Origin of the sequence: Gemmatimonas groenlandica (genome assembly GCF_013004105.1) — a bacterium.
Classification (GTDB): Bacteria; Gemmatimonadota; Gemmatimonadetes; order Gemmatimonadales; family Gemmatimonadaceae; genus Gemmatimonas; species Gemmatimonas groenlandica.
In genome coordinates, this window is the sequence record NZ_CP053085.1 from 3,146,740 (window position 1) to 3,168,322 (window position 21,583).

A 21,583-nucleotide genomic window follows, 5' to 3' on the forward strand; every position below is an offset into this window, starting at 1 on the left:
AGGGACGTCCCTCGGGTCCGAGCCGTCACGCAGCCGGTAAAGTCACCGAGGCGTCAGGGGGCAAGGGCCGCGGCCCTCGCGGACCCGGCTTGCGCAGAATGAAGCGCAACGCGAACAGGACCACGAAGACCGCTGCATAGAGGATCGGCTCGGCGAGATCCTTCTTGACTGCCCACAGGTAATGCACACAGCCGGCGACCGCCGACACGTACACCAGCCGGTGCAGCTGATTCCACCGCTTGCCGCCCAGTTTCCGGATAGACGACTTGGTCGACGTGAGCGCCAGCGGGATCATGAGCACGAACGCCAGCATCCCGACCGTGATGTACAGGTGCTTGAGGATGTCCTTGACGATCTCCGGCCAGTCGAAGAACTGGTCGAGCACAATGTAGACGCTCAAGTGCCCCATCGCCCAGAAGAAGGCGGCCAACCCCAGAAAGCGACGCTGGGCGACCATCCAGCCCCAACCCGTGAGCCGCATGAGCGGGGTCACGGCCAACGAGGCCGCGAGCAGTCGCAACGCCCACTCCCCCGACGCGTGCTCGAGCGCTTCAATGGGTTCGGCACCCAATTGATCCAAGAACAGCTGCGCCACCAGCACGATGGCGGGCACGATCACGAGCAGCCACAGCGCAGGACGGATCAGGCGCCGAATCGGGGATTCGGCGCGAGCGAGCATCGACCGCATGTCTGGGCTCAGTAGTACTTCCGCAGATCCATGCCGCTGTACATCGACGCGACCTGGCTGGCATAGCCGTTGAACGGCAGCGTGGGGATCTTCAGAAACTGCCCGATCCGACGCTCCTTGGCCTGACTCCAGCGCGGATGATCCACCATCGGATTCACGTTGGCGTAGAAGCCGTACTCGCTGGGATTGGCGTCATTCCAGGTCGTGTTGGGCATCTTGTCCGTGAACTTGATCTTCACGATCGCCTTGATGCCCTTGAACCCGTACTTCCACGGAACGACGAGCTTGAGCGGCGCGCCGTTCTGATTCGGCAGCGCCTTGCCGTACATGCCGGTAGCCAGCAGGGCCAGCGGATTGTTGGCCTCGTCGAGACGCAGGGCCTCCTTGTACGGCCACGGCAGCACGGCGCGGGCCTGACCCGGCATCCGGCGCGGATCGTACAGCGTGGTGAACTCCACGAACTTCGCACCCGGCAGCGGCTCGCACCGAGCCACCACGTCCTTCAGTTGCACGCCCTGCCACGGAATCACCATCGACCATGCTTCCACGCAGCGATGGCGGTACACCCGGTCCTGCACCGGCAGCTTCCCCACGAGCTCGTCGAACGAGTACGGGCGGGCCTTCTTGACCAGCCCCTCGACGTTTACCGTCCACGGCATCGGCTTGAAGTTCTTCGCCTGATCCTTGGGCTCGTCCTTGCCGGTCCCGAACTCGTAGTAGTTGTTGTAGCTCGTGGCGTCTTCCTCGGGCGTCAGCTTGTCGTCCGCCTGTAGGCCTGGAAAGGCGCCCGCCGTACCGCTATCGAAGCGCATCGCCTGCAGCGCCGAAGGCGCCACCAGTCCGCCCAGCGCCAACGCGCCGGCGGTGCCGATAAAGGCACGACGGTTTTGGTACACGGCTTCCGGCGTGATGTCGGAACTCGAAATGTCGTCGGGGCGGCGAATCAGCATGGGCGTCGGTGTCGGGGTGTAGGGTGCATACATTCTAGCGGCGAGCACGCTGTTCGGTTCCCGAATTTTGCGCCCGGATAGCTTCTGGTCCGGTCACTTCCTGCGATTCGTCCCCATGCGATATACGACGCTCGGCTCCACCGGGATCTCCGTGTCCCGCCTCTGCCTCGGCTGCATGAGCTACGGCACCCCCAGCTGGCGCCCCTGGGTGCTCAGCGAGGAGGACGCCCGCCCGTTCTTTCGCCGGGCCATCGAGGCCGGTATCAACTTCTTCGACACCGCCGACATGTACGCCCTCGGCATGAGCGAAGAAGTCACGGGCCGAGCCCTGCGCGAGTACGGCCGCATGGAGGAAATCGTGCTGGCCAGCAAGGTGTACTGGCCGATGGCACCGGGACCGAACATGCGCGGCCTTTCGCGCAAGCACATTGTGCAGGCCTGCGAAGCGAGCCTCACACGACTCGGTGTCGACACGATCGATCTCTATCAGATCCATCGTTTCGACGCGAACACGCCGATCGAGGAGACGCTCGCCGCCCTCGACCACCTCGTGCAGTCGGGCAAGGTGCGCTACATCGGTGCCAGCTCCGGCTGGGCATGGCAATTCGCGCGCGCTCTCGGCACATCAGACCTCAAAGGCTGGTCGCGCTTCGTCAGCATGCAGAATCACTACAACCTTCTCTACCGCGAAGAAGAGCGCGAGATGATTCCACTGTGCGAGTCGGAAAAGATCGCCGTGCTGCCGTGGTCTCCGCTGGCCCGCGGCCTGCTCGCCGGCACCCGTAACGCGCTCGACGACCGCACCTCCACCACGCGCGCCGCGAACGACGCGTACGCCGTGGGGCTGTACGAAGGGGAGAAAGACTGGGAGATCGTGGACGCCACTCGTGCGATTGCGAGTGAACGCGGCGTGCCGATGGCGCAGATCGCCCTGGCCTGGCTGCTATCGAAACCCGCCGTGACCGCCCCGATCATCGGTGCCACCAAGATGTACCAGCTCGAGGAAGCTCTCGGCGCCGTCGACATCGTGTTGTCCGCCGACGAGATCACGCGGCTTGAAGCGTCGTATCGGCCCCACTCGGTGAAGGGTCACGAGTAGCGCAAACTCGCGTGACTCAGAACGAGACGACCAGATTCGCACCGAGCTGCCCGCTGCGAAAGCTCGCGTTGCCCACCTGATTGATGGTTCCGTTCCGGCTTGACCGCTCGTACTCGACTTCAACGCTGATCGCCTTGCCTCGAAGGGGGAGCGTATATCCTGTACTGAAACTCAGCGTGCTGCCGATCGCATATTGGTGCAGGTAGGATTGGGTGGACTCGTTCATCCGCTTCGTCGTCATTTGTCCAAAGCCAATTCCACCGCGCGAGTACAGTCCACGATTGAAACGCCGTGAGAACGGAAAGTACTTGGCGCTGAGACCAAGATTGTAGTAGTTGAAAATATAGTCGTCACCGAAATCACCCTTGGTCGACGAACCAAACGTGCCCTTGATGCGGGCGCCGATTCCCAGTCCGCGCCAACGCTCCGGCGCTGAATGGAATGCCATCGACAGGTTGCCTCCGGTGCCCGGCGAGAAGCTGCCCCCGAGGGACTGCCTCAGGCGGGTCCTGATGTCGCCGGAGAACAACGTCTGCCCGAATCCAATGCCGAGTTCGCCGAATACGGGAGTACGCTGTGCGTATGCGGTCGGCGCCGCGATCGTGGCCGCGACGAAAATGGCGAAGATGTATCGCATGATGAATCACCGGATGTGTGTTGAGCACGCGCGGCGATGCGCCACGCGTAGCAGACGTCGGCTAGCGCTTCTGCGCCGTGCCCGGGAGTTGGCGCTGATACCAGCGGACGGTCGCAGCCACGGCGTCAACGGTGGCCGTGGCGACCAACCCGAACGTACTCGTGAACTTGTCGCTGGAGACCACGAACGGTCGTTCGAACTCATACATCATCTCGACGGTCTCACGCGCCTCAGGCACGAAGAGTCCTGCCAGCCACATCATCCGCCGACTCGTTCCCTTGACTGCGATCGGACGTTGCAGCACGGGCTCGGCGAGTTGCAGTAGCTGCCGCGTTGACAGTGTCGGTGCGTTCGGGACATGCCAAACGTCCCCATCGCCGCGTGTGCTGGCGCCGAGCAACTGCAGTGTGCGGGCGAAGTCCTCAACAAACGTGTACGTGTGTACCAAATCAGGATCGCCGGTGGCATTCGCGGCTCGACCGGCGACCAGTGGTCCCCATACTCGATCACCAAGGACGGACCCTCGTACGTGTGGACCATAAAAGTCTGACCCTCGCGCAATCGCCACCTGAAGCGCACCACTCGCGTGCATCGCGAGCGCCTCGTCAGCCATCCGCGCGCGTACAGCACCTTTCGTCGACGTGGGCTGGATCCTGGTGGTCTCCGTGATGGTGCCGTCGACATCGCCATAGGCGTAGAGATTGTCGGCCAGAATCACCCGCGCACCGACACGACGTGCGCCGGCCAGAATGGCCTGCTGGAGCGGTACGAATTCTTCTCGCCACCGCGTGTAGGCCGGTTGCGCACACTGATACACGACCGCTGCGCTGCGCATTGCCGCCGAAAGTTGCGCCGGATCGCGCACATCGCACGCGACGACCTGCACGCCATCCTCGTCGGCCGGTGCACCACGTCGACTGATCACGGTCACGTCCTGGCCGGCAGCCACAATCGCACGAGCAGTGGCCCGACCGAGTGGCCCGGCGCCGATGACGAGATGCGCGGCGCTACCGGATACCAGCGAAGGCGTGTGTGTCATGATTCTCTCCGACGTGAACGCATCCACAGCAGGCCAGCCCATGGCAGCAGCAATAGGGTCCACGAAACGTATCCAAGATAAAAGCTGATACTGACTAGCGGCGTGTCGAGACCGAACTGTTCAACGCTGCTCAGGAGCGTGAAGAGTCCGCAGGAGAGTGCGACGCCGCCCACAACGCGCGGTACCCAAACGGTAGGGCGACGTACGGCACTCGCGCCGAGGGCGATCATCCAGGTGCCATGCAGCAGCCATCCCAGATGCTCTCCTATGGCCACACCCGCATAGCGGTTGAGTGCTTCGTGCACCACCAGCACGGCGTCTCGGGTCGCCATGGTTGCATCGGGTGCGAAATAGAGTTGCACCAATGCGGGTTCCATGAATGGCCAGCGCAGGAAGCCGAGCGCTTGCGTGAGACCGGTCAGGATGCCGAGGACGGCGGCTAGGTCCGGCAGGATCGATGTGCTCTCCGTCGTCTGCAGGCGACGGGCGAGCAACGCCAGCGGGATGAGGGAGAGCGAGGCGAGTGCAAAGACGTAGTACGCGGGAATGACCGTCGATGCGTTTCGTGCAAACAGGGTCAGCGCCTCGACGGGGGGTCGCCGCAAAATCGCCGGGAACGCAAACTGCTGCATCAGGATGGCGGCGGGGAGATTCAAGCCAATCGACGTGACCACGGCACCGAGCGCAGCGGCCGTGGCGGTGCGGTCCATGGACGCGCTCTTTCCGGCGAGTGACCGCAAGGGGGTAGTCATATGCGTCGCCCCTTAGAACCGGAAGCCGATCTTGACATTGGGCACGAATCCCAGATCCAGCGCCTTATGCTGATACAAAGATCCGTCTGCCCGGCGAAGTGGAGCAGTATCGTCGGTCAGTGATGTACCGACGGTGGGCCACCAGCGAAGCAGCGGCTGGATGAACCATCGCTGCCCGATTGGCTGATTGTACCCGACGGCGGGACCGACGGTGTACACGCTGTATGATGTGGCGCTGCCACCAGGGAGGCTTGCCTTCACGCGATGGGCCTTCAGGTCGAGTGTCACATTGAGTCGATTCGTAATCCGGTAGCCGAGGCTGGGTCCCGTGGTCCACGGCATGCGGAGCGTCGCCTGCTCAGCCTTGTCCGCATCGCTCACTCCCGACTCGAAGCGGTCGATCTGTAGGGCCGCACCGTGCGACCACCCGACGACGAAGTTGCGCGTCAGATATTCCACTTCGACGTTGCCGCCGCCGAACAGGATGGGCTGGCTGAGGCCTGCCATGACGGCCCACGTATTGACGTTGGTTCGACTCTGGGCCTTGGGCACGGATGACTGCGCGAGTGCGAGACTGCTGGTGCAGGTGATGGCCACGGCCATGCCGAGCGGCGTGAGACGTCGAGGACGGTCATTTCGTGCGATCATGGCGGTCTCCTTGTGAATGGTGATCGGTTTCGCGTTGTGCGATCCGCTCATCACAAGGGTGCCAGCGCCGCCCGTGGCGCGAACTGTCTCAGGACGCCAAACTTGTTGCCTATGCTGCCAAAACGATCCCTTTCGGCTGCGGGAGTTCGACGCTCGTCAGCGACGATCGCGGCGATGCATCTCCGGGCAGCCTTCGCCAGCGCGGCGCGGGCTGGTGTGGAGCAGTCCGCGCTGCTCGAGGCCAGTGGAATCACCCCCGAGCAGATGTTGTCCCCGGAGGCACCCGTTGCACTCGAATCAGCACTCCGATTGTGGGACGAGGCGGCACGGCGCAGTGGCGATCCTTGGTTCGGGCTGCACGCGGGGGAGCTGGCCGATCCGCTTCGTTTTGGCGCACTTGGGTATGTCATCATGAGCAGCGGCACGGTCAGGGAGGCGCTGGACGCCGCCATTCGCTACGAGCGCGTCATGTACACAGGGTTTCGCACCACGCTGGAGCAACAGGCTGAGAACGTCATCATCGGGCACGCTGCGGTCACGGAGGATATTCCCGTGGAACGCCATCCCATCGAGTTTGCGCTCGCGACGATTCTGACCGTATGCCGTCGGACCTCTGAACGGCCCGTCCGCGCGCGCGCGGTGCTGCTTCGTCATCGCGCGCATGGTGATACGGCGGAATACGAACGGGTGTTCGGTGTGCGGCCAACCTTCGGCGCGGAGAAGAATGCCTTGATCCTTCCAGCGTCCGCATTGGCATTTCCGGTGCGCGGCGCGAGCCCGGATGTCCTCCGTTCGATTGCCCCAATCGTCGAAAAGCTGCATGCCGACGTCCTTGGTGACGCGCCAGTCACGGATGCCGTGCGTCGTGCCGTCGCGACAGCGGTACATCACGCCGAGCCAACCCTGGCAATGATCGCGTCCACGCTGGTCATGAGCGAGCGATCGCTGCAGCGACGGCTTGCGGATGAGCAGACTTCATTTCAGCGTGTGCTCGACGACACGAGACAGGCGCTGACGCTGCAGTATCTCGAGGACCCGTCGCTGCCAATTGGTGAAGTCGCGTTTCTGACCGGCTTTCGCGACGGTAGCGCATTCCACCGTGCCGTGCGCCGATGGACTGGTCGCACTCCCGGTCAGATTCGCGCGGAACGGGACGGCGCCTAATCCAACGTCTTGGAAAACCGCCGCACCGACACCACCAGCAGCACCAGCGCCGACGCCGACAACACGCCAAGTTGTGTCCACAGGTCGCGCATGCCCACGCCTTTCAACAGCACGCCGCGCAGGATGTCGAGGAACCACGTGAGCGGTAGCGCCGCACCGACCCACTGCGCGGGCTCCGGCATGGCGGCGCGGGGAAAGATGTAGCCCGAGAGCAGGATGTTGGGCAGCATGAAGAAGAAGCTCAGCTGCATCGCCTGCACCTGACTGCGGGCGACGGTGGAGATGAGCAGTCCCACCCCGAGACTGGCGACGATGAACACCAGCGCCAGTGAGTAGAGCAACACGAGGCTGCCCATGATCGGAATGTCGAAGAAGATCACGCCAAGGGCGAGAATCACCGACATCTGCACGTAGCCCACCAACACGAAGGGCACGAGCTTGCCGAGCATGAGGCTGGTGCGACTGATCGGCGTGACGATGAGCTGCTCGAGCGTCCCGCGTTCCCGTTCCTTCACGATCGCCGTACTCGTAATCAGCGTCATCGTGATCGTGAGGAGAATGCCCACGATACCCGGTACGATGAACGTGGCGCTCTTCTGCGCCGGGTTGTACCACGGACGCATACGAATCTCCACCGGCGGGCGGATCTTGTACTGCGCGGCCAGCAGCGACGCGCCGCGCGCCTGCGCGGCCAGCTGCGCGCCGGAGATCGCGGCGCCTGAACTCTGCGGATCGGCCGCATCGATCAGCATTTGCGCCACGCCCGTGTGGCCACTGCGGATGTTGCGCTGATACTCCGGTGGAATCACCAGGGCGACACGCGCCGCACCGCGCTCGATCCATCGCTTGGCCGAGGCACGATCGGGCACCGACGCCACGAACGTGAAGTTGTCGGTGTTGGCCAGCACCTGAATGAGCGCGCGACTTTCACTCGTGCGCGATTCGTCGAGCACGACCGTAGGCAACCGTCGGACGTCCGTCTGAATCGCGTAGCCAAACAGCAGCAGCTGAATGGCCGGCAGAGCTGTCATCATGGCGAAGGTGAGTCGATCGCGACGCAGCTGCAGGAACTCCTTCCACAGCATCGGCCACACCGTCCACCGTCGCACCCGCTCATACAGCGCATTCATGACTTCGTGCCCGTCGCGGCCATCGCTGCATCGGCCTCATCGCGCTGCTGCAGCATCACGAACACATCTTCGATCGTCTCGGCATTGAACTGCTTCACCACTTCAGCTGGTGTCCCGAGCCCGATCAGATGCCCTCGTGACAGAAACGCGAGCCGCTGACAGCGCTCGGCCTCGTCCATGTAGTGCGTGGTCACCAGGATCGTCGTGCCTTCGCGCGCCAGTTGATAGATCGTTTCCCAGAAGGTGCGGCGGGCGGCGGGATCGACCCCTGCCGTGGGCTCGTCGAGGAACACCAGATCGGGGTGATGCGCCGTGGCGCAGGCGAGCGCGAGCCGCTGCTTCCATCCGCCGCTGAGCGTGCCGGCGCGTTGCTGTAGTCGGGAGCCAAGCCCCAACGACTCCACGTGGTCGGCCAGTCGTTGCTCGCGATCGTGCCCCACCAGTCCGTACACCGACGAGTAGAAACGGAGATTCTCCGCCACCGTGAGCTCGTCGTACAGCCCATACCGCTGCGACATGTAGCCGATGCGGCGACGCACCCCTTCCGTGTTCGTTTCCACGTCGAGCCCCGCCACCTCTGCCGTGCCACTCGTGGGCACCACGAGCCCGCAGAGCATGCGGATGGTGGTCGTCTTGCCCGAGCCATTGGGACCCAGCAGGCCGAATACTTCGCCGCGTGCGATCTCGAGATCGAGCCCGGCGACCGCCACCAGATCGCCGTAGGCTTTGCGCAGTGCCCTCGTGCGCACGACCGCGGAGCTGACGGCATTCACCGGCTCGCTCACTTGCTGGTGCGTGGTAGCAGCACCGAGATCGGCATGCCCGCACGCAGTCGCTGCGTGCTGTCGGCGAACTCCACCTTCACACCGAACAGCAGATCAGCGCGTTCCTGGTCGGTGAGTGCCACGCGCGGCGTGAACTCGGCCCGCGTCGCGATCGCGGAAATACGTCCCCGGAACAGCGTGGTGTCACCGTCGAGGCGCGCCGATAGCGAATCGCCCGGATGCAGGGTCGGCAGCACGAACTGCGAAACGTAGATGCGTGCCCATGGGCGCGACGGCTGGGCCACCGTGATCGCGCTCTGACCAGCGGCCAGCACCTCGCCCGGCTCGACATTGCGGCTCGACACCACCCCCGCCACCGGCGCGATCAGTACCAGGTCGTTCGCGGTGGCGCGCCATCCGTCGGCCGCGGCCTGCGCCCCGCGCGCTTCGGCGGCCGCGGCTTTGCGCCGCTCAGTGCGCGCGCCGTCCTGAATCAGGCGGAGCGCCTCGCGTGCGGCATCACGGCGACCGGCCGCCACCCGCGACGCGGCCCGTACGCCATCGAGTGAGGCACGACTCACATCGCCCTTTGCGGCGAGCGGCTCCAGTCGCGCCAGATCGGCCGCTGCGCGATCGGCATCCGCCTCGGCGGCCCGCAGTTCGGCCTGTGCACGGCTGATCTCCGCCGGGCGCGCCCCGCTCGCGAGTTCGCGCGACGCCTCCTGCGCGGCAACGGCGCGGGCCTCGGCCTGCGCGGTCGAGCTGGCCAGCGTCGGCGTCGTGAAGAGCACCAGCGTATCGCCGGCCTTGACCACGTCGCCTTCCTGCACCAGCACCCGGAGCGCACGGGCCGGCTGCAGCGGGCCGACGTCGACTTCGACCATTTCCAGCGTCCCGACAGCCGTTTCGGGGGCTGACGACCGCGAGCACCCGCCAAGAATCAGTAGCGGACCGAGTGCGACGAGCGGGAAAGTACGCACGATCACGAAATCACTCACGAAGAGAGACACGCACCGCACCGGACACGCTTGACCGGCCGACCTCGGCAACATTGCATTCCAGCATGTCCCACGCCACCCCGCCAACCCCGACAGATCCGTCTTCGCGAGAAGAAGCGCTACCGCCGTCCCTGGCCCGCACCCTCCGACAGTTCCGTGTCCTGGAGCGGGAAGACAAGATGCAGGCGCTGCTCGGATGGTCGAAAAAGCTCGAGGCACTGCCGGAACGGTTCGCGAGTCTCGACCGAACCGCGTTCACCGTGCCAGAATGCCAGACCCGGGTGGATATCTTTCCGGAACGGCAGGACGACGGCACGATCCACTTCTTCGCCGACGTCAACGCCCGGCAGTCTCCAACGGTGGCCGCGGTCCTCGCGATTACGTTCGCGGCCGTCAACGATCAGCCGCCGGCGGTCACGCTCGCACTTCCGGCCGATTTCGTGCGGCTCCTGATGCAGGACATCGGGCTTGGCGCGCGCGAATCCGGCCTGTCCGCCATGATTGCCCGTCTCAAGCGCTTCGCGGCACAGAGCGAGACGACGGCGTCGGCATAGCGCGTGTCGCCGACTCCATACTCCGTACTCCTTACCCCGTACTGTGTTATGCCCATCCCCGTCACCGTCCGCATGAACGGTCCACTCGGAGTTCCCGCCGAAGACGCCGCGCCGATGCGCGCGGCGGTCGCCACTCCCGCCAACTGAGCGCGGCTATGCGGTTGGTGCGAACGCTGCAGAACTGGTGGGCCTGGACGGAAACCGTGCTCGTCGTGATTCTCGGGACGCCCATCGTTGCCCTGATCTTTGCATTCACGGCGCCTTTCGATCCCGGTCGCTATGCCGCCGGTCGCGCCTTTCGCCTGGTGGGCGTCGCGGCGCTGCGCCTCAACAGCCTTTGGCGCTTTCGCACGCGAGGGTCGCTCGCCGATGCCCGTCGACCGTACGTGGTCGTCGCCAACCACGAGTCGTATGCCGACGTGTTCCTGATCAGCTGCTTCCCGTGGGAGATGAAGTGGCTGAGCAAGGACACGATGTTCAAGATTCCGTGCATGGGATGGATGATGCAGATGGCCGGCGACATCAAGTTGGTGCGCGGCAATCGTGATTCCGCCGCCGACGCCATCCTGCAGTGTCGCGATCGCCTCGCCAAGAAGGTCTCGGTCATGATCTTCCCTGAAGGCACGCGCTCGCGTACGTGGGAGATGTTGCCATTCAAGGACGGAGCCTTCCGCCTGGCAATCGAATCCGGCGCGCCGATTCTCCCGATAGCCGTTTCCGGCACGCGCCATGCCATGGCGAAGGGCACGTTTCGGTTTTTGCCGGCGCGCGCGATCGCCCAACTGCTCGATCCGATTTCCACCACGGGCATGACGCTCGCCGACATCGGCACGCTCAAGCAGCTCACTCGCGATCGCATCGAAGCCGGGCGCCGCGTGCTCGCCGCCGAGTTGGGCGTGCGGGTGGGCGACGACAGCACCGCCTCGACCACGGCCTGATCTCACCATGACGAACGGGGCGCCGACCACCGAGCTCGAGCTCGACGCCCTCTTGTCGGCGCCCGACGACCACACCGTCGCGGCGCTGTCGTCGCTCTCGGGTGATGTCCTCATTCTGGGCGCCGGCGGCAAGATGGGCCCCACCGTGGCCCGCATGGCCCGTCGCGCGATCGCCGACCAGTCGCGTCGCGTGATCGCCGTGTCGCGATTCACCGACGCGTCGACCGGCACCGCACTGCAAGCGCAGCACGTGGAGACGATCCGGGCCGACCTCGCCGATCCGGCCGCCGTGGCCGCGCTTCCCGATGCACCCAATGTGTTGTGGATGGCCGGACAGAAGTTCGGCTCCACCGGAGATCCGGTCGGCACGTGGACGCAGAATGTCGTGGCCTCGACGATCGCCGCGCAGCGCTATGCCGGCTCACGCATCGTGTGCTTTTCGACGGGCAATGTGTACGGACGACAGGCCGTGGCAGCGGGTGGCGCGCGCGAAGGAGATGCGCTGCTGCCCGACGGCGAGTATGCCGCCTCGTGCATCGGCCGCGAGCGCGTATTCGAATCGATCGCCCGTCGCACGCATTCGCCGTTGCTGCTCTATCGCTTGTTCTACGCCTGCGACTTGCGATACGGCGTGGTCACCGACATCGCCCACAAGGTGCTGAACGGCACTCCGGTGTCGCTCGACACCGCATTCGTGAACGTGATCTGGCAGGGCGATGCGAATCGGCTCGCCTTGCGTGCTCTCACGCAGGCCGCGGCGCCAGCCGATGGTGCATCGGTCGCGTTGAACGTGACCGGTCCGGTGATCGCCGTGCGCGACATCGCTGAACGCGTGGGGACGATCGCCGGGGTGGCGCCGGTATTCGCCGGCACGCCGAGTGAAGACGCATTGATCGCCAACATCGAGCAGCTGAATTCGCGCCTACCGTACACGGCGCTGCCGCTCGACACGCTGTGCGACTGGGCCGTGCGGTGGATCCGCGCCGGTGGTCGTTTACTGAACAAGCCGACGAAGTTCGAGGTGCGCGATGGTCGATACTGAGCGCGGCGCAGTCGACACGGTCGACGTCTTCGACATCCGCCGCCATTTGAACACTGGCCAGGTGATTCCCGCGCACCCTCTGGCGTTGCTGCCCACACGCGCCATGGACGAACGGCACCAACGTGCACTCACGCGCTACTACGTGGCGGCGGGAGCGGGCGGGATGGCGGTCGGTGTGCACACCACGGGATTCGCCATTCACGACGCCAAGATCGGCCTGTACCGACCGGCGCTGGAGCTCGCCGTCGAAACGGCCAATGAGGCACTGGCGCGCGACCCACGTCCGTTCGTGCGCGTGGCGGGACTCATCGGTGACACGGCGCAGGCCGTGCGCGAAGCGCAGATCGCGCAAGCGCTCGGCTATCACTGCGGCCTGCTGTCCTTGGGCGCATGGCGCAACGCCACCGATGTGGCGATCATCGCGCATTGCAAGCGGGTAGCCGAGGTGATGCCGTTGTTCGGCTTCTACCTCCAACCGGCAGTGGGCGGACGGCGATTGTCGTACGCGTTCTGGCGTGAGTTCGCGGAGATCCAGAACGTGGTGGCAATCAAGGTCGCGCCCTTCGACCGGTATGCCACGATGGACGTGGTGCGCGCGCTTGCCGATGCGGGTCGTGATGATATCGCGCTGTATACCGGCAACGATGATGCAATCATCCCCGACCTCGTGACCGACGTGCCGGTCACGAGCGGCGGCCGCGCGTACACGCGCCACTTCGTGGGCGGATTGCTCGGGCAGTGGGCGGTATGGACGTCACGCGCGGTCGAGATGCTGCGCGAAATTCAGGCATGGCGTGCTTCGGGTGTCGAGACGATGCCGCGTGAGTGGCTCAGCCGCGGTGCCGCGCTCACGATGGCCAACGCAGTGATCTTCGACGCGGCGCACGACTACCAGGGTTGCCTGCCGGGCATTCTCGAGATTCTGCGCCTACAGGGCCTCGTGCGCGGCACCTGGACCTTCGACACGTACGAGCAGCTTTCACCGGGGCAGAGTGAAGCCTTGGCACGATTGTCGGAGCAGTTTCCCGATTTGGCCGACGACGATTTCGTGGCGGAGCGGCTGGACGAGTTTCTGCGTTGACGCGGCATTGTTGAACGGGCATCGTTGAACTGATCACGCAGAGGAAACGAGAGAGCGCAGAGGCCGCAGAGAACAACGCTTTTCTCTGCGGTCTCTGCGCTCTCCAGCAGTCCTCTGCGTGATCAGTACAGCGAGCTATGGTTTACCGCGCCACCGGCAGCAGCTTCCCGTGCCAGCTGTCCGCCGCCGCCTTCTCGAAGCCGCTCCGATACGCGCCGACCGTGGTGATCGTGGTATCGAACACGAGAGTCTCCGGCACAACCGCACCAGCGGCCGCCGCTTCCCGAAACGCTGGCCGCGCGGCGGACACTACCGCGCCCGCCGCGTCTCGCCAATACACCGTGCCACCGCCCACGAGCGTCGTGCCGACCAGCGATTCGATGTCACGGAGCACGTGAAAGAGCCCGTCGATCGAACACCCCGTCGCACCGGTGGCCGCTTCATTCACGCCGATCACGAGGAATCGATCGTCACGCCACTCACGCGCACACACCAGCGGTGCGCCATGCGCGCGCCAGTTGGCGAGGTGGGCATCTACGGTGCCAAGCAGTGACTGCGCAGCGGCACCGACCACCGGTGCCGCTGCGCCAAATACCCACGCCCGCGCGTCGTCGGGCAGCGCGTCGAAATTCACCACGGGCATCGCGATTACTCCGGGCTCTTCGCGCCGGGGAGCTGCAGCATCGGCATCGCCCCACCGGTCACCTGCGGCATCTGCCCGTTCCAACGCTTGGCCATTTCGTACTGCACCAGCGTGCTCGTGATGCTCTTCGACAACAAGTCGTTCGCGCGGGACTGCGCTTCGGCTTCCGCCATGATCGCCTTGGCACGACCGACGGCCTTGATGCTGTCACCCTGCGCCTGGAACGTGTTCTTCTGCAGCTCGTTCTGCGCCGTGAGCGCCTGTTGCTGCATGACGTTCTTGAGCGAGATGGCGTCCATGACGGCTTTCGGCGCGCGGAACTCGTTGAGCGTGAACTGACGAACGTCGATGCCATAGGGGTCGAGCCGCTTCTGCAGATTGGCCTGCGAGCGCGTCACCACTTCCGCCTTCTTCGGACCGAGAATGGCGGCGATCTCCTCGTTGCCGACCACTTCCTGCAGTGCCTGGCGAATTGCCTGCCGAATATAGCCGTGTGAAATCGTCTCCACATCGGTGCGGAAGGTTTGATACAGCGCCGGCACCTTGTCGGCGCGCAGTTCAAAGCTCATCGACACATCGAGCGACAGCGGCTGACCTTCCACCGAATTCACGTTGATTTCGTCGTTCTGCTCCGAGCCTTCCGTGCTCGCTTTCGTGAGCACCAGCGTCTGCATGTACGTCGGATATTCCTGGATCTGCGTCATGAGCGGGTTCCGCATATGAAAGCCGGGACCCAGCGGCGTGGGATCCACGCCGCCGCCGCCGCGATGGATCACGATACCCACGTGGCCCGGCTCGATGTACGTCACCGACGGTCGCACCAGAAAGAGCAGCACGAGCAGCGCGACGAACGCGCCAGCGAGCTTTATGAAAATGCCGGCGCCACGACCACCGCCACCGCCCGGCATGCCCGTCAGCGGGTTGCGCATGGAGCTGCGAAGTTCGTCGAGCGTCGAATCAATCGATGTGGCCATGGACGGCCTCCTTGTAGCAATGAGAGCACAACGGTTCGCCCGTGGGGAGTCGCACGAGGTCTGCTTCGCGCTGCAACCCGTGAATCGGGCACGTGAGATCGGCTTGGCGATCGATGCGCTTGCGATTGGCCGTCTGCCGAATCCGGCGGCCAAATGGGGTAAAGCCCAGCGCCGTAACAAAAAGAGCGCCGAACACCGCCAGCAGGGCGATGAAGAGGGCGCTCTCGAGCATGATGGCGTTCATATAGTTACTGAATAGTACGGTCTGCGCGTCGGAAAAGTGTCATCCATCGGCACGAGGTTGCCTTCACGCGGCCGCAACGTTCCCGTATCTCTATGTTCTACAATGAGATAGGCACCGGCGCCCAGTTGACCTCGACAAACGAAAAGCAACAGCCGGAACACGGAGAAAACGGATCTCACCGATCGCACTGATAAACCAAAAGCGTTTTTCGCTTATCTGTGCGATCGGTATCATCCTCCCGGATCCGTGTTCCCGCTGTTGCCGTTGCTCTTGCCTACTCACCCAACTCAAACCGCAGCATCTGTTCAAGCTGCGGCAGTCGCCACACAAAGCCCGCGTCGCGCAGCACGCGCGGCTCCACACGCTGACTCGCGAGCACGGTGAGATTGGCCATCTCTTCTCCCAGCAACAGACGCAGCGCGAATGCCGGCGCATGCGCAATCGTAGGGCGACTCATCACGTCGCCTAGCACTTTCGTGAATTCGGCGTTCGTGACCGCGGTCGGCGCCACAATGTTGACCGGGCCGCGAATATCATCGCGCATGAGGCAGAAGTGGATCGCGCCGATCTCGTCGTCGAGCGCGATGGGGCTCACCCACTGTGTGCCGGGTCCGAGCGTACCGCCGGCGCCGTAGCGGAACAGCGGTGCTTGCGTGCCGAGTGCCCCGCCGGCAGCGCCTTGCACGATGCCCGTGCGCAGATGCACGACACGAATACCCGCCTTCTCCGCCGGTGCGGTGCTCGCCTCCCAGGCGCGACCGACATCGGCGAGATAGTCGTCGCCGAGCGTGCTGCGCTCGTCGAGCACGTCGTCGCCGCGACTGCCATAGATCCCGATCGCCGAGCCACTGAGCAAAACGCGCGGCTTGCGTGAGAGCTGGGCGAGCGTGTGCGCCAACAGTGACGTGCCTTCCACTCGACTGCTCTTGAGTGCTACGCGATGCTCCGCAGTCCAGCGCGATGCGATCGATGCACCGGCCAGATGAATCACCGCATCCACGCCTTCGAGTGAACGCGGATCGAGCTGAGCGCGCTCGGGGTTCCACTGGATGTCGTGACTGCCCGGCTTCGGCGCACTGCGTCCGATGCGGATCACCTCGTGTCCGCCCGTCGACAGAAACGCCGCGAGTTGCGTGCCGATGAAGCCGCTCGCGCCCGTAATAGCGATGCGCAGGCGTGGCCGGTCGTCGAACTGCGCGTGTCGCGCCAGATCCCCCAGCATCACCGCATGGCGATAGGCAAACACCCGCTCGAGCGTGCGTTGTGTGTAGCCACCGGCCACCGCGCTGCCGAGACCGCCGAGCGGCAGCTCATAGCGAATATGGTCGTCGAGCGTGCTCGCCTGGGCATCGATCGGCGCAAAGCCGTGGGTATGCTCCCACACCGAGAACGGTCCATCGCGCATCACATCGCGAAACTGCCGGTTCGCGATGTAGTCCCGATGCTCGAGCGTCCATGTCGTGGGAAGGGGGCCGGCGTGCACCTGCAGCACCACCTTGGCACCATCGCGGATACCGCCGGTGTGCTCGAGCACCTTGGGGCGATCCCACGGCGGCGACAGACGCTCGAAGGCGCCTGGCCGTTCATGCCAGGCGAACAGCGCCTCGACGGGCACGGGGGCTTGCACCTGCTTCCGAAATTCCTGCATCGACACGAGCACTCTCCACTGCGGCGACCCGCATTCACCGGCCCCTGCGCTACCAGCCGCCGGCGTCCTCGAGATCGAGGACCCGCCAGCAGTACCAACTGGCAACGCTTGCCCACGGACGCCAGTTCCGCGCCACCTTCTCGAGGCGGTCCGCCTCCGGTAGCGCTCGCATGCGATAGATCCGCTGTGCGCCCTTTCGCACGCCAAGGTCGAGCACCGGGAGCACATCGGGACGGCCGAGCCGGAACATCAGAAACATCTGCGCCGTCCAGCGGCCCACCCCGCGCACCGCAACCAGGGCGTCGATCACGGCTTCGTCGTCCATCGTGTCGATGACGTCGAGCGGCAGGCGGGCATCTTCGACGTGCTGCGCGAGGTCGACGATCGCCCGCGTCTTCGCCGTGGAAAGTCCGCACGCGCGCAGCGAGGCCTCATCCGATGCCAGAATCTGCGCCGGCGTGGGCGCCTCGCTGCCACCACCAATGCGTTCCTTGAATCGACCGTAAATCGTGGACGCGGCACCACCCGAGAGTTGCTGAAAGACGATGGCCCGTGCCAGATGATCGAAGTGCGAGCCATCGACGCGCGGAATCATCGTGCACGGACCCACACGCTCGATCGCGGCGGCCATCTTCGGGTCGCTGGCACGCAGCGCCGCGACCGCCTCCTGGAGGCGGCGCGGCGTCAAACGCACACGTGTCAACGCTGGCTCACATGGTCAACGAGAACATCACGTGCGCCTTCGGGGTGCCGGCAAACATCAGCCACGGCTTCGTATCCGAGGGCGTCGTCGAAATGCCAGTGGTCGCCGTCGTGGCAAACGGGATGTACACGACGAACAGCGGATTTCCCTGCTTCACCGTGCCCGACACCGCATCGAACGCGTCCTTCTTGCCGAAAATCTGATAGAGCGACGCCGGGGCCGTCGGCATCTTGAGCTTGCCCGCCTTCACCTCGGCGAAGCGCACCGTGTCGACCTGACCACCCTTCACGCCCGACAAACGCAGCGCGCGGCCGCGAGCCATGAACGGGTCCATCGAGTCGTGATAGCAGGACACGTGGAACTGCTCTTCCGCGGGATCGTCGGCCAGGCACATCATGCCGTTCTTCGTGGGGCGAAGCCATTCCAGCTTGCCGGCCGTCTTGTACCCCATCACACCGGCGCCGTCACGCATCTCCTTCGGCAGAGCCTGCACGGCCGCCGTGATCTGCTCGGCCACCGGCGGCGGCGTCTGCGCCCCGAGGGTGGTACCGGTCAGCGAAAGGGCCGCGGCACACGTCACGAGACAACTGGTGCGGAACGACATGGTTCGAGCTCCGGAAGAAGACGTACGAAAAGTGACAGTTGTGATTACCACCGTGCAGCATATTCTACGGCGCATATGGCCACCTCCACAAATCCGGTGCCCGATACCGACGCGCTGGTACGCTTTGCCAGGCGGGTCTCGCACGACATCAACAACTTCTCGACCGTCGTTCGGACGTACAGCGAGCTGCTGCTCTCCGATCTCCCCGAGGGCGATCCGATGCACGCCGACGTCGCGGAGATCCATCGGGCGGCCGACGCCACCGTTCGATATCTCCAGCGCGTGACGCAATTTTCACGTGCCGGCAACATGCGACGGCAGCCCACCTCGGTGGACAACGGCATCATCGATGCGCAGGCACTCTTCGCCACCGAGCAGGCCGACCGGCCCGTGCACGTGACACTCGACGGCGGCGAGATGCAGGCCGATGCGAGCTGGTGGCGTGATGTCCTCCTCGAGCTGCTGCGCAACGCGCACGATGCCGCGCCGGCCGGCCGCCCGATCGTCGTGCGGAGCGCCATGCACGACACCGGCACGATCGTCGACATCGAGGACGAGGGCGACGGCATTCCGGACGACCTGCGGGCGAGCCTCACGGAGCCCTTCGTGACGTCCAAACATGGCGTGCGGGGCGCCGGCATCGGGCTGGCGATCGTCGCGGCCTTCGTGCATGCACTTGGGGGCTCGATCCAGTTCGATCGGATCGACGGGGCCGACGGGACGCGCACCCGAGTGCGCGTCACCCTTCCCGCGTAGCGCTACACCCCGAGCGCTAGACGCGGCTGACGGCGATGGCGTGCAGCAGGGCGTCGGCGATGCGGTCGAGTGGCAGCACATCCACCGCCGCATCGATCTTCACCGCTTCACGCGGCATGCCGTAGACGACGCACGTCTCCTCGTTCTGGGCGACGGTGTACGCGCCGGCCTCGCGCATGGCTAAGAGGCCCTTGGCGCCGTCGGCACCCATTCCGGTCAGTAGTGCGCCCACGGCATTGCGTCCGGCGCTCCGCGCGACGCTCTGAAAGAGCACGTCCACGGCGGGTCGCTGGTGATGCACTTTGGGACCGTCCTTTACGCGTACCGCCCACCGGGCGCCACTCGCCTGCAGTACCAGATGCTTGCCGCCCGGTGCGACGAGCGCGAGGCCGGGCACGACAAAGTCCCCGTCCTTCGCTTCCTGCACGCGCATGGCACAGACCTGATCGAGTCGCTTCGCGAACGACAGGGTGAAGTGTTCCGGCATGTGCTGCACGATCACCGTGCCGGGCGCATCGACCGGAAAACGTCGAAGCACGTGTTCGAGCGCCTGCGTGCCGCCGGTTGAGGCCCCGAGCGCGATGATCTTGTTGGTGGTATTCAACGACGCGATCGCCGAACGGCCTGGCACCGGTGGCGCTTCGGCGGTCTCGATTCGTTTCACGACGCGCGCATGCGACGCGGCACGCACCGCGCGCACCAATTCCTCGGCGACATCGCCCGCGGCGAGCGACGAACCAGGTTTGGCGATGACATCCACCGCGCCGAGTGCGAGCGCACGCAGCGCCGTCTCGCTGTTCTGCGGGGTCAGCGAACTCACCACCACCACCGGCAGCGGGAAGTGCCGCATCAGCTTGGACAGGAACGACAACCCGTCCATGCGCGGCATTTCGATGTCGAGCGTGATGACGTCGGGGCGCAACTGGGCGATGCGCTCGCGCGCGACGTACGGGTCGGTCGCCGTGCCGACGACTTCGATGTCGTCGTGCTTCGAGAGCGCGTCGGACAGAATCCGGCGCACGAGCGCCGAGTCGTCCACGATCAGGACGCGCACCACACCTGGCTTGCGCAACGGTGAGCCTGAGCCGGGCAGCGGAACGCCCGGTGTGAGCGTCGTCGTCACGCGGCGCTCACAGCACCTTGGGAGACCTGCTCCGCGCCCTCGCGTTCACCGAACACGTAGAGCACCGCTTCGGCGCGACCGTCTTCTACTCCGAACATGATGCTCGCCGATGGCGCGTCGTCATCGCGCGACACGCTGTCGACGCCTTCATGTACCTGCGGCGCCGATAGGTGAAACACGGCTTCGGCACCCGCAATCACGGGCAATACGTTACCACAAATCACGTTCGCGATTTCCCCCAGCGCGTCTCGCTGCAGCGGCGCTTGCCGGGAGGCATCCTCGCCCAGCATGTTCGCCGCTATCGCCGACAGGATGCTGGATGAAGCCCGCAGCACGAGCCGGCCGCGCAGCGGACCGCGAAACTCTACCGACACCGCCACGTCGAGTGGGGCCGCGGCCTGTTCCGGCGAAAGCTCGTGCTCCGGAAAGAGGAGCGCGAGCTCCTCAAAAGTCGCTGTCGTCGCTCGTGACAGAGACTGGACCGTAGTACTCGACATCGGTGACTCCAGTAACGCGAATGATGGTGTCGCGCAGGGTCTCCGGCGCGAACGGCTTGCGGACGACTGCGGCACCCAGCTCGTGGAGCGCCGCCAGACGGGTCTCGCTGCCTTCCGTGGACACCACGATGACGGGCAGCGAAGCGGTTTCCGGTGTGGCGCGGAGACGCCGTAGCATCTCTTCGCCGTTCATCACCGGCATGTTGATATCGAGGAGCAGCAGGTCTACCCACTGTTCCTGGAGGACGAACAGTCCTTCTTCGCCATTGCCGGCCTCGAGGACCGTACCCAGCGGAAGACCACTCATCCTGAGGGTGCGCACGACCATCTGCCGCATGACGGCACTGTCGTCGACCACGAGAACGTTAAAGGCCATGAGTCGGTTTCCAGTGCTTCAGAGCTTACTTTCGGCGCCGTTGATCTTGAGCGTGACCTCGCCTGTGGTCACGTCCACCCACATCGTGCGGGACGTCTGGACTCCCCCGGTGTCGTGCGCGTGCACGAGCACTCCGTTCTTCCACAGCAGCTTGCGCAGCGCGATCATGTTGCGCTTGCCGATCTGAAAGCGGTCGTCTTCTTCACGAGCACCGGCGTGCGCGCCGCCGGCCACCTTCACCTGCATGCGCTCCTTCTTCGCGCCGAGCTTGTAGCACTCTTTGAACAGAAGTGGCACGCCACTATCCACGAACATGGCGGGCTTATCCTTCATCTTGGCTTCGTCGATGGTGCCGGTGGGCAACATGACGTGCAGCATCCCCGCGACGGAGACGACTGGGTCATAGACCACGATACCAAGACAGCTGCCAAGGGCATAGGTGATGATTCGCTCGCCTGGCGTGTTGGAGACCTTCACGTCGGCCACACCTACGACTCGATCGACCGCGCGCACGGGCGCAATCGTACCCAC

The 21,583-nt window shown here is 64.8% G+C and carries 26 protein-coding genes and 1 pseudogene; 8 read left to right on the forward strand and 19 right to left on the reverse strand.

All coding sequences use genetic code 11. The features are described 5' to 3' along the window. Positions 1-25 precede the first annotated feature (25 nt). Together HKW67_RS13270 and msrP are read right to left on the reverse strand one after the other, a co-directional pair. A complete protein-coding gene (locus HKW67_RS13270) occupies positions 26-688 on the reverse strand; it encodes a protein-methionine-sulfoxide reductase heme-binding subunit MsrQ (RefSeq protein ID WP_206044419.1) in 663 nt (220 codons plus the stop codon). Between the two features lie 8 nt (positions 689-696). Further along, on the reverse strand, positions 697-1,638 hold the full coding sequence (gene msrP / locus HKW67_RS13275) for a protein-methionine-sulfoxide reductase catalytic subunit MsrP (RefSeq protein WP_171225836.1): 942 nt from the start codon (positions 1,636-1,638) through the stop codon (positions 697-699). 115 nt (positions 1,639-1,753) lie between these two features. Between msrP and HKW67_RS13280 the strand changes: the two genes are divergently transcribed. Further along, positions 1,754-2,737: an aldo/keto reductase gene (locus tag HKW67_RS13280; RefSeq protein WP_171225837.1), complete on the forward strand. Its 984-nt coding sequence runs from the start codon at positions 1,754-1,756 to the stop codon at positions 2,735-2,737. Positions 2,738-2,753: 16 nt separating this feature from the next. Here HKW67_RS13280 and HKW67_RS13285 read toward each other — a convergent pair whose 3' ends face one another. From HKW67_RS13285 to HKW67_RS13300, 4 genes are all read right to left on the reverse strand, one after another. Next, positions 2,754-3,374: a hypothetical protein gene (locus HKW67_RS13285; protein ID WP_171225838.1), complete on the reverse strand. Its 621-nt coding sequence runs from the start codon at positions 3,372-3,374 to the stop codon at positions 2,754-2,756. Positions 3,375-3,435: 61 nt separating this feature from the next. Then, positions 3,436-4,413, reverse strand: coding sequence for an NAD-dependent epimerase/dehydratase family protein (locus HKW67_RS13290; protein ID WP_171225839.1), 978 nt, complete (start codon positions 4,411-4,413; stop codon positions 3,436-3,438). Continuing rightward, positions 4,410-5,165 carry a hypothetical protein gene (locus tag HKW67_RS13295; RefSeq protein ID WP_171225840.1) on the reverse strand — a complete coding sequence of 252 codons (756 nt, stop codon included), beginning with the start codon at positions 5,163-5,165 and terminating at the stop codon, positions 4,410-4,412. The genes HKW67_RS13290 and HKW67_RS13295 overlap by 4 nt, the downstream gene beginning before the upstream one ends. Positions 5,166-5,177: 12 nt before the next feature. Further along, positions 5,178-5,813, reverse strand: a complete 636-nt coding sequence (locus HKW67_RS13300) for a hypothetical protein (RefSeq protein WP_171225841.1) — start codon at positions 5,811-5,813, stop codon at positions 5,178-5,180. 264 nt (positions 5,814-6,077) lie between these two features. Here HKW67_RS13300 and HKW67_RS22815 point away from each other — a divergent pair. Beyond that, positions 6,078-6,515: pseudogene (locus tag HKW67_RS22815) on the forward strand (AraC family transcriptional regulator ligand-binding domain-containing protein); the annotation flags it as partial. Positions 6,516-6,722: 207 nt separating this feature from the next. Further along, complete coding sequence (locus tag HKW67_RS22820) at positions 6,723-6,977, forward strand: helix-turn-helix transcriptional regulator (RefSeq protein ID WP_425486259.1); 255 nt, start codon at positions 6,723-6,725, stop codon at positions 6,975-6,977. Here the strand turns inward: HKW67_RS22820 and HKW67_RS13310 are convergent. From HKW67_RS13310 to HKW67_RS13320, 3 genes are read right to left on the reverse strand one after another with little or no spacing between them, the layout of a single operon-like run. After that, positions 6,974-8,107, reverse strand: a complete 1,134-nt coding sequence (locus HKW67_RS13310) for an ABC transporter permease (protein ID WP_230981022.1) — start codon at positions 8,105-8,107, stop codon at positions 6,974-6,976. The genes HKW67_RS22820 and HKW67_RS13310 overlap by 4 nt on opposite strands. Beyond that, positions 8,104-8,892 carry an ABC transporter ATP-binding protein gene (locus tag HKW67_RS13315; protein ID WP_230981023.1) on the reverse strand — a complete coding sequence of 263 codons (789 nt, stop codon included), beginning with the start codon at positions 8,890-8,892 and terminating at the stop codon, positions 8,104-8,106. The genes HKW67_RS13310 and HKW67_RS13315 overlap by 4 nt, the downstream gene beginning before the upstream one ends. Next, a complete protein-coding gene (locus HKW67_RS13320; protein ID WP_171225843.1) occupies positions 8,889-9,857 on the reverse strand; it encodes an HlyD family secretion protein in 969 nt (322 codons plus the stop codon). The genes HKW67_RS13315 and HKW67_RS13320 overlap by 4 nt, the downstream gene beginning before the upstream one ends. A gap of 77 nt (positions 9,858-9,934) precedes the next feature. Between HKW67_RS13320 and HKW67_RS13325 the strand changes: the two genes are divergently transcribed. The 4 genes from HKW67_RS13325 (at position 9,935) to HKW67_RS13340 (ending at position 13,484) form a co-directional block, all read left to right on the forward strand. Beyond that, a complete protein-coding gene (locus HKW67_RS13325; protein WP_269141193.1) occupies positions 9,935-10,423 on the forward strand; it encodes a SufE family protein in 489 nt (162 codons plus the stop codon). A gap of 155 nt (positions 10,424-10,578) precedes the next feature. After that, positions 10,579-11,361: a lysophospholipid acyltransferase family protein gene (locus tag HKW67_RS13330; RefSeq protein ID WP_230981024.1), complete on the forward strand. Its 783-nt coding sequence runs from the start codon at positions 10,579-10,581 to the stop codon at positions 11,359-11,361. Positions 11,362-11,368: 7 nt separating this feature from the next. After that, positions 11,369-12,403: an NAD-dependent epimerase/dehydratase family protein gene (locus HKW67_RS13335; RefSeq protein ID WP_171225845.1), complete on the forward strand. Its 1,035-nt coding sequence runs from the start codon at positions 11,369-11,371 to the stop codon at positions 12,401-12,403. Continuing rightward, positions 12,390-13,484: a dihydrodipicolinate synthase family protein gene (locus HKW67_RS13340; RefSeq protein WP_171225846.1), complete on the forward strand. Its 1,095-nt coding sequence runs from the start codon at positions 12,390-12,392 to the stop codon at positions 13,482-13,484. Before HKW67_RS13335 ends, HKW67_RS13340 begins: the two co-directional genes overlap by 14 nt. Before the next feature lie 142 nt (positions 13,485-13,626). Here HKW67_RS13340 and HKW67_RS13345 read toward each other — a convergent pair whose 3' ends face one another. From HKW67_RS13345 to HKW67_RS13370, 6 genes are all read right to left on the reverse strand, one after another. Next, a complete protein-coding gene (locus HKW67_RS13345) occupies positions 13,627-14,127 on the reverse strand; it encodes a hypothetical protein (protein WP_171225847.1) in 501 nt (166 codons plus the stop codon). Positions 14,128-14,132: 5 nt separating this feature from the next. Further along, positions 14,133-15,101 carry a prohibitin family protein gene (locus HKW67_RS13350; protein ID WP_171225848.1) on the reverse strand — a complete coding sequence of 323 codons (969 nt, stop codon included), beginning with the start codon at positions 15,099-15,101 and terminating at the stop codon, positions 14,133-14,135. Beyond that, positions 15,085-15,345, reverse strand: a complete 261-nt coding sequence (locus tag HKW67_RS13355; protein WP_171225849.1) for a hypothetical protein — start codon at positions 15,343-15,345, stop codon at positions 15,085-15,087. Before HKW67_RS13355 ends, HKW67_RS13350 begins: the two co-directional genes overlap by 17 nt. Positions 15,346-15,619: 274 nt before the next feature. Next, positions 15,620-16,993, reverse strand: coding sequence for a TIGR01777 family oxidoreductase (locus tag HKW67_RS13360; RefSeq protein ID WP_171227669.1), 1,374 nt, complete (start codon positions 16,991-16,993; stop codon positions 15,620-15,622). 49 nt (positions 16,994-17,042) lie between these two features. Then, positions 17,043-17,687, reverse strand: coding sequence for a DNA-3-methyladenine glycosylase family protein (locus tag HKW67_RS13365; protein WP_171225850.1), 645 nt, complete (start codon positions 17,685-17,687; stop codon positions 17,043-17,045). 16 nt (positions 17,688-17,703) lie between these two features. Further along, entirely contained in the window at positions 17,704-18,300 is a 597-nt protein-coding gene (locus tag HKW67_RS13370; RefSeq protein WP_171225851.1) for a hypothetical protein, read from the reverse strand. A gap of 75 nt (positions 18,301-18,375) precedes the next feature. Here HKW67_RS13370 and HKW67_RS13375 point away from each other — a divergent pair, with 75 nt between their 5' ends. Further along, positions 18,376-19,056, forward strand: a complete 681-nt coding sequence (locus HKW67_RS13375) for a sensor histidine kinase (RefSeq protein ID WP_171225852.1) — start codon at positions 18,376-18,378, stop codon at positions 19,054-19,056. A gap of 16 nt (positions 19,057-19,072) precedes the next feature. On the opposite strand, the gene HKW67_RS13380 is transcribed toward HKW67_RS13375, so the two are convergent. From HKW67_RS13380 to HKW67_RS13395, 4 genes are all read right to left on the reverse strand, one after another. Then, positions 19,073-20,113, reverse strand: coding sequence for a protein-glutamate methylesterase/protein-glutamine glutaminase (locus HKW67_RS13380; RefSeq protein ID WP_171227670.1), 1,041 nt, complete (start codon positions 20,111-20,113; stop codon positions 19,073-19,075). A gap of 62 nt (positions 20,114-20,175) precedes the next feature. Beyond that, positions 20,176-20,676 carry a chemotaxis protein CheX gene (locus HKW67_RS13385; protein WP_171225853.1) on the reverse strand — a complete coding sequence of 167 codons (501 nt, stop codon included), beginning with the start codon at positions 20,674-20,676 and terminating at the stop codon, positions 20,176-20,178. Beyond that, positions 20,624-21,052 carry a response regulator gene (locus HKW67_RS13390; protein ID WP_171225854.1) on the reverse strand — a complete coding sequence of 143 codons (429 nt, stop codon included), beginning with the start codon at positions 21,050-21,052 and terminating at the stop codon, positions 20,624-20,626. Before HKW67_RS13390 ends, HKW67_RS13385 begins: the two co-directional genes overlap by 53 nt. Positions 21,053-21,070: 18 nt before the next feature. After that, complete coding sequence (locus HKW67_RS13395) at positions 21,071-21,583, reverse strand: chemotaxis protein CheD (protein WP_171225855.1); 513 nt, start codon at positions 21,581-21,583, stop codon at positions 21,071-21,073.